Below are 10046 nucleotides of genomic sequence, written 5' to 3' on the forward strand. Positions count from 1 at the left end.
TCATTCCCGAACTCTGAGCGTAGCCAGGTCTCGCGCAAACCCGGTGACTTCTGGGAGCTTGCGGTGTCCCGCTAGATCGCGACGCAGGTTGATGACTCGGTCGAGCACCCGTGCCGAGCTGATGTTTTGGGCCTGGCGTAGGACGCTGTGCCCGACGTTCAAAGCCTGCTCGGGTTCGTCGGCGAGGAAGAGTGCACTGCATAGCCCGACCTCGTTGAGTGCGCTGCTGCGCACGTTGCCGGGGCCGAAGGCATCGATCGCGTCGGTCACGAAGCGCACCGCTGCCGATCCGTGCTTCTTATCGTGGCGGGCCTTATCGCGGTAGACGCGACCGTACTGGGCTAGCAGCTCGCCGCGGTCGTAGAAACCCATCCATCTCGGCTCGCGGTCGGCGGAGATCTGCTCAAACTGTTTGCTGGCCTCGCCGAGGGTGCGTTCCGCCTCCCTGTAGTCGCCGAGCGCTGCGACTGACGCGGCTTCCGCACCCCAGAGCAGAGCCCTGACGGCTGGCGTACCCTTCGATCCGAGCTGCGCGTGAGCGAGCTGAAGCGTGGCCAGGGCATCCCGGTTGTGTCGTAGATGCTGTAGCTGTTTGGCCTGCGAGTAGCGGATCATGGCAGTCAGCGGGGCATCACCAGCGGCGAGAGCGGCGCGTTCACCTGCGACGAAGTGTCGTTGTGCGTCCGAGTGCCGGCCTGCGTCCAACGCTGTCCAGCCGGCCAACTGACGAGCAGCCGCCGCAGCGGCGACGAGCTGTGGGGTAAGGCTGGGCGAACGTGACCAGTCGAGCATGCGGAACACGGACTCCGCGAACCGGGCGACCTCCTGATACAGCAGGCCGCCGCCGCACTCGTAGTCGACTGAACGATAAAGCTCCAGCACAGCGTTCAGACGAGCAACGTCGGCAGCGCCAATCCTCCTGGACTGCGTTATGGCGGTGCCACCGAGGATGCCTGCCCCAGTAGCGACGGCAGCAATCCCGGCCAGCAGCATCCGCCGACCCTCGTCAGCGCTGGTAGCTACGACTTCCCCAGGCAGAGAAGATAATTCGCCCTGGTGAGCGCACTTGGCGCCTGCTACGTCGAACCACAGGTGCGGCCTGGGAACTCGTAGCAGTGTCGCCCAGTGGGTGAGGCGGTCCAGGTGAACGAGAGGCGGTCCATTCTCGACTCGGCTGAGCTGGGCTTGCGTGATACCGAGCCATCCTGCTACTACGGCCTGCGGCAATGCTGTGCGTCCGTGGTAGGGGTGGTGTCGGTATGCCCGGATCACTCGCCCGAAGTGCCGGTCCGCCAGCGCACGCTGTATCGGCTCGTGTTTCCAGAACAGTGCTGGTACCTGCGGCGGCGCGCAGAGCCGGTCTCGCTCGGCCGACTGGCAGGGTGCGCAGCGTCCACTGTCGTTGTCGCGGGCCAGGCGGCCTCCGCAACGTGGGCATTTCGCGTGTCTCACCGGCGACCTCGCTGTTTTCGCGGGCGGCTTGTTCGATTGCGCTCTGTCGAGCCTATCTATTCAACCGGTCAGGACGGATCGCGATATGCGCGCCAGGTATATCGATCATCCCCACGGTGTCATGCCGGTCGCGAGACGCCGTGAAGCCACCGCGTGCCCCGGCGCGCGAGAGTGCCGGGCGGTGGTCAACGTTCGGTACGCGATCAGATACGAAGCGCGCATCTTGGCTACCTTGCGCCCGTCATGCGGCCGTCGCACTGATCCACAACGCTTCGATGTGAGGCCCGGGGCGGGTGCTGGGCTCCGGTGGGGCGTCGACCGGTGAGACATTCTGCCGTCCCCGCCCGTCTCGGAGCCGCAAGATCGAGCCAGGGAGGGACATGGACGCTATCGACCAGGCGCGCGGCGAGGTGCCGTTGCCGCCGTACATAACCGAGTGGGAGGCGCGGCGGCGATGATCTATGTGAGTCGGGAGCATCTTCGTCCGCGGAATGTTCGGGCGGTCGTCTTCGACACCCGTTGGCGCGGGCTCGACCCCGCTCAGGTGCATGGTTACCTAGATCTGGTCGCTGACGAGTTGGACCGATTGCAGCGGGAGCTGGTCACCGCGCACACCGAGGCCGAGCGGATCCGGCAGGCGTTGCGGCAGTGGCAGTCCCGGCAGGCCCGCGGCGGTTATGGGAGGTCTGGCGCACCGAACAACCGGTGGTCGAGATGACGGAGTCGCCGCACTGGGTCATTCATCTGCCCACCACGCTGACCAGCCTCGACGAGGCGACCGCGCTCGCGGTCGCGTTGCGTGACTCGCTCGGCCACGTCACCGCCATCGACTTCGGTGAGACCACCCTCGGCGAGGAGGACAAGCAGTTTCTGCGTACCCGAGTGTGGTGTGATGCCCGGGGCGACGGTGCCGGCCGCTGCCGGCGTCGCGACGACCACGACGGGCCCTGCGCGACCACGGGGGAGTAGCTTGCCGGGCCTGCTGCACTCCACAGTCGACTCAATTTTCTTTTCGAGGAGGCGGCGGGATGGGTGATCGCATCGACTGGAACGACCTGCGAGAACGCCGAATGGCTGAGCCGGGTGCGGCCGAGGCGTACGACGTGGAGTGCCACAACTCCAAGATCGATGGACGCCTGACGGGTCAGTCGCCGGGGCCGCAGGCTATGCCGTCTCCGTTGCGGTCCAGGTTGTGGCGGTCGCGGGGGTTCTGCACCGGCAGTGGCGGGTAGCCGCGCTCCCGTAGCCAGGCGCAGCCGTCGGTCACCCCGGCCGGAAGCGACCACGGTACGCAGATGTTCCGGTCGCCGTATCCGTGGTCGCAGCCGTCGATGCCCTCGGCCACCTTGAGTGGGGCGGTGGGGGAGGGGGCTGCGGTGCGGGTGGTGCCGCTCAGCTCGTTGGCGAACGGGTGGATCCGGGGTGCCGGGGTGCTCGCGCCGCGACCCGTGGTGGAACCCGCCGACGGTGTCGGTCCGGACCTGGTCGGGCCGTCGGATCCGGTGGCGCCGTCGGTACCGGCCGACGTCGGCGGGGCCGGGTCGGAAGCGGTGGCAGCGCCGGGTGGCGTGGGGGCGGGCGATCCGGCCGACCACCCGTCGCGGCTCAGCGAAGACCAGCCGAACCCGGCCAGGATGACCAGGGCAACCGCCCCGGCGGCGACCAGCAGCCGCCGCCGGGGGGTACGCACGACAGCGTTCATCCGAGCTTGATCCACTTGGCTACCGACGGTACGCCCTGGGCGTTGTGGACGAAGAGCATGTACCAGCCGGGCGGTGCGATGTTCGGGTTGCTGGTGACGTTCAGCCCGATGGTGTTGCCGTCGACGGTCATCGGCAGCTCCACGAACCGCTGGTTCGGGTCCGAGGAGTGGGTGACCGCCGCCGGCCGGATCAGCGACGCCCGGGTCACCGGGGCGTCGACGGTGATCTGCTCCGTCGCGCCGTAGCTCCACTCGGTCTCCGCCACGCTCATGATGTTCGGCCGGGTGCCCTGGAACAGGTACGGCGGCGAGTAGACCGAGATCCGCATCTCGAAGGAGCCGTCACCGGGGTTGTCGCCGACCGACATCACCCGACCGTCGGGGAGCAGGAACGACGACGAGTGGTAGCCGCGCGGCACCGGGTCGGTCGCCATGCCTTCGGTGAAGGTGTCGGTCTCCGGGTCGAAGATGGACGCCTCGTACACCGGGTCGGCGCGGTTGTGCAGGTTGCCGCCGGTCTCGAAGACGGTGCCGTCGGGCAGGATCACCGCGGAGACGTACATCTTGCCCTGGTCGCCGGTTTGTGGCACGCCGCCGGTCATGGTGCCGAGCGGGATGTCCGGGCCGGGGCGGTACGCCGGGTCGGGCTCCTTCAGGTCGATGATGTCGACGAGCCGGTTCGCCTCCGGGTTCGACTCGACGTTGCCGCCGCCGAGGGTCAGCACCCGCTGGTCCTGCGCGGGCGGCAGCAGCACGCTTGCCGACTGGTCGCGTTCGTCCTTCTTCCGCAGCCCGGGTACGTCGGTGATGGTGCCGGCGTGGTAGTCGTAGATCGACGCGCCGGTGCCGGGCAGCCCGTTGCCGAAGGTGTGGCTGCCGGTGTAGAACAACCGGCCGTCCTGCATCAGCACCATCGCCGGGTAGAGGCCCCAGAACGACCAGGTCTGGTTGGCCTGCCACAGCGGCAGCCAGCGCTCCTCGTCGGCGTCCCAGTACTCGGTGGCGACGGTGCCGTGTGAGTCCTCGCCGAGGCCGCCGAGGGAGATCACGTCACCGTTGCCGAGGATCGTCGCCGACGGATACCAGTGCCCGCCGGACATGTCGTTGGTCCGGGTGTACGTGTTGGTGGCCGGGTCGAAGAGGAACGAGTCGCGCAGTCCCTTGTAGCCGACCGTGCCGTCGGCCGTCGGGTAGTCCTTGTTTCCGCCCATCACCAGCACCCGCCCGTCGGCGAGCTGGACGTGCCCGGCGCAGAACAGGTCGGCCGGGGTCGCCACGTTGGTGAAGCTGCCGTCGGCCGGGTCGTAGACGGCGGTGGTGAAGGTGCCGGCGGCGAACGCCTCAGGGTCGTTGCCGGAGCCGGCGATGAGCAGCACCTTGCCGTTGTGCAGCACCACCGAGTGGATGCCGCGTACCGGCGACTCGAACGGCATCACCTCCCACTTGCCCTTGACGCACTCCTCGCCGACGAGGCACACCGGCTCGGGCTCGGGCTGGGTGACGTCGACCATCGAGTAGTCGTCGGTGAGCAGCGTGCCCACCCCCCAGATGCTGACTCCCCAGGTGATCTGGTCGGTGCCGGCCGGCACCGGCGGGGTCCGCACGGTGGCCTCGGTGTAGACCTCGGCGACCGGCAGGGTCGCCAGATCGGTCCAGTACTGCCAGCCGGCCGTGGTGTCGTGGCGGAACACGGTGACCGCGGTCGATCCGGTGGTCGAGCGGTACCAGACCGACAGGTCGTACTGGTGGCCCGGGGTGACCAGCGGCGCGCACTCCGGGCTCTCCAGCATCATCGCCTTGCGGTCGCCCACGCCGGTGGTCGACTCGATGGTGATCTCCATGGCGTGGTTGCCGGTACGCGCCGCCGTCGACAGGTCGAAGGTGTAGTTCTGGTCGCCCCAGCCGGACCGCTCCCAGCAGGTCGGGAAACCGTTGCTGAGCGTCTCCACGCCTGGGTTGCGGACCAGGTTGGTGGGGGCGGCCTGCGCCGGCGAGGCGACGAGCGCCACGCCTGCCAGCAGGACGAGGATTGTCAACTGGCTGAGGCGCCGTCTCTCAGGTGTCCATTGGATGATGCTCACGATGTCTCCGGGACGGTTGAGGGGGTTTCGGCGGGGGCGGGGACGAAGATGGCCCGATCGATCACGACGAACCGGACCAGGAACATCACGGCAAGGGTGAGGGCGTTACCGAGCAGGACATTCACGTGCAGGACGGCGACAAGTACGCCGAGCAACGGGATTCGTACGAGCAGGTCGGTGTTGTTGAGCAGCGCGAACCTGGTCAGGCGGCTGCGCAGGGAGTGCCGGCGTGGGCCGCTGCGGAACAGCAGCATGTTGGTGAGCGCGAAGTTCCAGGCGATCGCGACCTGGTTGGCGGCGATCGCGGCTGGGACGTAGTGGACGCCCAGCAGGTGGGTGAGCAGCCAGAGCGACACGAGGTTGGGCAGCATGCCGGAGAGCCCGATCAGGCCGTACCCCAGCATCCGGGCCCGGGTCCGACCCAGCCGCAGCGTGGCCAGATGCCGCAGGTAGCGCAAACCCTCCCGGAGCGAGGACTTGGACTCCCCGGCATGCCGGGGAGCGAAGGTGTACGGCACCTCGGCGACCCGCTGCGGCCGGGTCCGGACGATCAGCTCCAGCAGGATCTTGTAACCCAGCGGCTGTAGCCGGTCGGTCTCGATCGATGCGGCCCGGACCGCGAAGAACCCGCTCATCGGGTCGCTGACCCCGGCCAGCGCCCGCCTGAACAGCGTCTTGGCGAGCAGGGTGGAACCACCGGAGACGGCCTTCCGGTAGCCGCTGGACAGGCCACTGCGGTCGCCGCCACCGGCGTAGCGGGTGGCCACCACCAGGTCGGCACCAGTCTGCTCGCCGGTCGCCACCAGGTCGGCGATCGTTGCGGTGGGGTGTTGCAGGTCGGCGTCCATGACCACCACCCAGGCGCCCTGGGCCCGCTTGAGACCCTCGACGACGGCACCGCCGAGGCCACCGGAAGCGTCGTCGCGGTGCACGACGGTGATCGGCACGGGACAGTCGGACCGGGCGGCCTCGATGACGGTGGGGGTGTCGTCGGTACTGTCGTCGACGAAGATGATCTCCGCCTCGGCGGCCTCCAGCACCTGACCGAGCTGGCTGAGCAGCTCCGGGATGTTGTCGCGTTCGTTGTAAGTGGGAATTACCAGGGTGAGCCGAGGTGGGTGCGGCGCTGACCGCTGTGTCGGGGAGGAGCCGGTCATCGCGACTCCTTGTCGATCTGGCGGATCTCGATGCGGTCCTGCCCCTCACCGAAGACGATCACCGGCTGGGAGTTGGCCAGCAGCAGGTCCACCGTCGGCAACTCGTTGTCGTCGCCGCGCATCGCCGGCGTCGAGACGATCAGGTCCACGTCGCGCCAGCCGTTCTCCAGCCGCTCGGCCACCTCGACGTCCAGGTCGAGCTTGTAGAACCAGATGACCCGCTCCGGTTGGTAGCCGGCGTCGACCAGGTCCAGCCAGAGCACGTCGTCGGTGACCACAGTGGTTCCCGCCCGGTCCGGCACCGCGCTGCTCAGCCACTGCATCGCCGCCACGTACCGGACGTTGTCGTCGGCGGTCAGTGCCCGGCGCGTGCCGTCGTACCAACCGGGAACGACCAGGACCAGGGCGACTGCCGCGCAGACCGCGACCACACCGGCCCGCGACGCCGCGGCGACCCGGACGCGCCGCGCTGCTGAAGCGGGACTCGGGGTACGCCGGGCCAGCATCCGACCGGCGCCGACCTCGACGATCCCGGCGATCGCGATGGCCAGGAAGGGCAGCGCCTGGATGACGTACATGGCCGGCAGGTAGCCGCCGGGCCGCAACGCCACCACCAGCAGCAGGGCCACCGCCACCGCCACCGGCCGGAGCCGGCGCACCGCAAAGGCGAGCAACCCGCAACCGATCCCGGCGTAGATCAGCACCGGGTCGTAGAAGAGCCAGGAGTCGAGCACCTCACGGGCGCTGCTGCCGGCGGTGAATACGCTTCCCGAACCGGCCCGGTCCTGCAGTTGGAACTGCATCGCGCCGATCAACGACACGTGCCCGTCGCCGGGGAGGAGTTCGCCCTTGAGCAGGGCGTAGAGCGGATAGACGACCCCGACGAAGGTCAACCCGGAGAAGAAGCCGGCGAACGAGAAGGACCGCACCCCGTTGCGCTCGGTGCCGTGCCAGAGCGCCACGACCAGCGCCGGGAGCACCACCAGGATGGTCTCCTTGGACAGCACCGCGACCCCGGCGGCGGCACCCGCGGCGACGTGGTGCCAGAGATGCCGGCGCGGCGAGAGCGCCAGGACGAAGGCGGCGAGCATCCAGGTCACCGCGAAGCTGTCCAGGTAGATCTGACGTTGCATCGTCACCGAGAGCGGTGAGAGCCCGTAGCTGAGCACGGCGAGCGCGGCAGCCCACCGGGCCAGGCCGAGCCGGCGGCTGAGCACGTAGAGCAGGATCATCCCGGCCGCGACGACCGGCAGCATCGCCACCCGGCCGGCGACCACCGCGAGCTGGTCCGGCATGAGCAGCGCGGGCAACCAGGAGAGTCCGGCGAGTTGGATCCAACCCAGCGGCGGGTGGTCGTACCAGTAGGTGTAGTGCGCCAGGCCCAGCCCCTCCCGGACCGCCCATGCCTGCGCCAGGTAGGTCCCCTCGTCGTCGGTGAGGTTCGGGAAGCCGTCGATGTTCCACGCCTGCACGGTCGTCACGACCAGCACCAACAGGCCGACGATGAGGAGGTCCGGCCGCCGCTGGCGCAGCCCGTCGCCCCGGGGCCGGGGTGCCTTCGGACCATGCCCGATGATCCGGGGGATGACCTCGGTGGCGTCGCTGTCGCCGGCCTGCCCGCTGCCCATCTTCGGGATGAGGACGGTCTGCGCGTCCAGCTGGGGCGCTGTCGACACCGGAGCTGATCCGTCGGCGGGTGCGGCCGGCGGTCCGACGAGACTGGTCATGCCCGGCTCCCCGCGACAGCTGCCGGCTGGTCCTGGCCGACGGCCAGGTGCGCGCCGACGTGGCTGGTCAGCTCCCAGTTGTTGCGTTTGCGCAGGAAACGCCAGACCGCCCGGAGCGCGGCGACGGCAAGCACCAGCATGTACGGGAACGCACCGAGGACCAGCCTGGCGTAGTGCAGCGGCCCGATCCGCAGGTGGTACTGCCGACCGAAGTCACGCAGCCCGACGATCTGGAACATCAGCGCAGCGATCATCGGGGCGAGTGGCAGGAAGCTCACCAGCGCGCCGAGGACGCCGACGTCGAGGAAGAGCGCGATGAAGATGCCGAGCGGTACGGCCAGTCCGGCGAAGGCCTGGATGAACGGGCCGGTGAGCGTGTAACGGGCCAGCATCCGTTGCCAGGCCGACGGCAGGTGGCGCCACTCTCCCTTGAACAGCACCTGGAGGAAGCCCTGGTTCCAGCGGGTGCGCTGCCGGATCAGGGCACCCAGCGTGGAAGGCGTCTCCTCCCGGGTGACCAGGGTCGAGTCGTACGCGACGACGACCTTCGCACCCCGGCTGGAAAGTCGTACGCCGAGGTCGCAGTCCTCGGCGAGACAGTCGCCGTCCCACGCGCCCACGGCACGCAGCGCGGCGGTACGGACGAAGACGGTGTTGCCGCCGAGCGGGATGAAGCCGCGCTGCGCGTGCAGGTGCAGTCGACTACGGAACCAGAAGTAGTACTCCAGGCAGTTGTGCAGGCTGTACCAACTGGAGTGGTAGTTGATCAGTTGGACGCCGCCCTGGACCACGTCGGCGTCGGTGAGTCGGAACGCGTGGTCCACGTGCTCCAGCAGGTGCGGGTGCACCTGGTCTTCGGCGTCGAAGACCCCGACGACCGCGCCCCGGCAGTACGGCAGCGCGGTGTTGAGCGCGCGGGGCTTGTTCTTGACCGGGTTGGTGTCGGTGACCACCCGTACGTGGTACGGATGCGTTTCGGCCAGCCGCTCGGCCACCGCGGCCGTCTCCGGGTCGTCGTGCCCGACGATAATGATGATCTCGAATCTGGTGTGCGTGGACTCCATCAGCCGCTGCACGGTGTGCTCCAGCACCAACTGCTCGTGCCGGGCCGGCAGGAGCAGCGAGAAGGAGAGCGAGTGTGTGCCGTCGTGCGCGGAGAAGCGGGTGCCGGCGAGAGTCTCCGGCGTACGCCACGCGTGCATCGTCCACCACAGCGCCACGGCTGCGAAAACAAAGAGGGCGATCGAAATTGCCACGATGATAGTGGTCGCCATTATGTGTTCGGTCCCCTCGTCACCCCACGTCCAGTAGAATCGAACGACAGCAAAAGGACCCCGGTCAACTGCGTCGCGATTCCGTTACGCTAGGTAAAATGGGTCCCCCGGGGTGGTTCGGAAGTCCTGTCGGGCCCTTCCGGTGACCTGGATGGTGGACCGAATTCCGCAACATCACGACTGATTGTCCGGTGTGGGTGAATCAGTGGACCGGTCCGTTGGTCCTGCTCGCAAGGCAGATTGGGCTGCGCTGATCAGACGATCGGTGGGCGCGGCCATCCTTCGGGTTGGCTCCCCCGTGGCCGTCAGGAAGCCGAAGGCGTGCGATTGTTCCGGAAATCGATCCGACCAGGCGACATGGGTCCGTAGCCAATGGTCGCCACCTGGACGCCATTCTCGTACCGCCGCTATTCGTCACCTTGGGGAAATGAGCGCGCAACAGATTCAGAGCGAAGTCCAGACCAAATATTGGGACGTTGTCGCCCTCGGGTGGGCCGCACCGCGCCTCCGGGAACAAGCGGCCCGACCGCGAGTGCGGGTGGCTGGGGTGGCCACCCGCACCCGCTGGCCCCCGACGGGCGCGCTGGCGAGAGATGTCAACTCCGGCACCAGGACTGCATGATCGGCGAACGGGTGGGTGAACTGATGGGGTG

General features: G+C 68.4%; 8 protein-coding genes. 2 read left to right on the forward strand and 6 right to left on the reverse strand.

From position 1 onward, the window contains the following. A complete protein-coding gene (locus tag C1I93_RS11730; protein WP_111243293.1) occupies positions 1-1452 on the reverse strand; it encodes a helix-turn-helix domain-containing protein in 1452 nt (483 codons plus the stop codon). Positions 1453-1906: 454 nt separating this feature from the next. Between C1I93_RS11730 and C1I93_RS11735 the strand changes: the two genes are divergently transcribed. Further along, positions 1907-2170, forward strand: a complete 264-nt coding sequence (locus tag C1I93_RS11735) for a DivIVA domain-containing protein (RefSeq protein ID WP_111243299.1) — start codon at positions 1907-1909, stop codon at positions 2168-2170. Then, positions 2167-2421, forward strand: coding sequence for a hypothetical protein (locus tag C1I93_RS11740; protein WP_111243300.1), 255 nt, complete (start codon positions 2167-2169; stop codon positions 2419-2421). Before C1I93_RS11735 ends, C1I93_RS11740 begins: the two co-directional genes overlap by 4 nt. A gap of 175 nt (positions 2422-2596) precedes the next feature. On the opposite strand, the gene C1I93_RS31530 is transcribed toward C1I93_RS11740, so the two are convergent. From C1I93_RS31530 to C1I93_RS11770, 5 genes are read right to left on the reverse strand one after another with little or no spacing between them, the layout of a single operon-like run. Continuing rightward, entirely contained in the window at positions 2597-3154 is a 558-nt protein-coding gene (locus tag C1I93_RS31530; RefSeq protein WP_181445130.1) for an excalibur calcium-binding domain-containing protein, read from the reverse strand. Next, positions 3151-5190: a galactose oxidase early set domain-containing protein gene (locus tag C1I93_RS11755; protein WP_223256687.1), complete on the reverse strand. Its 2040-nt coding sequence runs from the start codon at positions 5188-5190 to the stop codon at positions 3151-3153. The genes C1I93_RS31530 and C1I93_RS11755 overlap by 4 nt, the downstream gene beginning before the upstream one ends. A gap of 41 nt (positions 5191-5231) precedes the next feature. Continuing rightward, on the reverse strand, positions 5232-6392 hold the full coding sequence (locus C1I93_RS11760) for a glycosyltransferase (protein ID WP_111243295.1): 1161 nt from the start codon (positions 6390-6392) through the stop codon (positions 5232-5234). Continuing rightward, positions 6389-8119: an ArnT family glycosyltransferase gene (locus C1I93_RS11765; RefSeq protein WP_223256686.1), complete on the reverse strand. Its 1731-nt coding sequence runs from the start codon at positions 8117-8119 to the stop codon at positions 6389-6391. Before C1I93_RS11765 ends, C1I93_RS11760 begins: the two co-directional genes overlap by 4 nt. Continuing rightward, positions 8116-9375 (reverse strand): glycosyltransferase, encoded by a 1260-nt coding sequence (locus C1I93_RS11770; RefSeq protein ID WP_223256685.1) that lies wholly within the window; start codon positions 9373-9375, stop codon positions 8116-8118. Before C1I93_RS11770 ends, C1I93_RS11765 begins: the two co-directional genes overlap by 4 nt. Between the last annotated feature and the right edge of the window lie 671 nt (positions 9376-10046).

The sequence above is a fragment of the Micromonospora endophytica genome, from assembly GCF_003236305.1.
GTDB lineage: Bacteria > Actinomycetota > Actinomycetes > Mycobacteriales > Micromonosporaceae > Micromonospora > Micromonospora endophytica.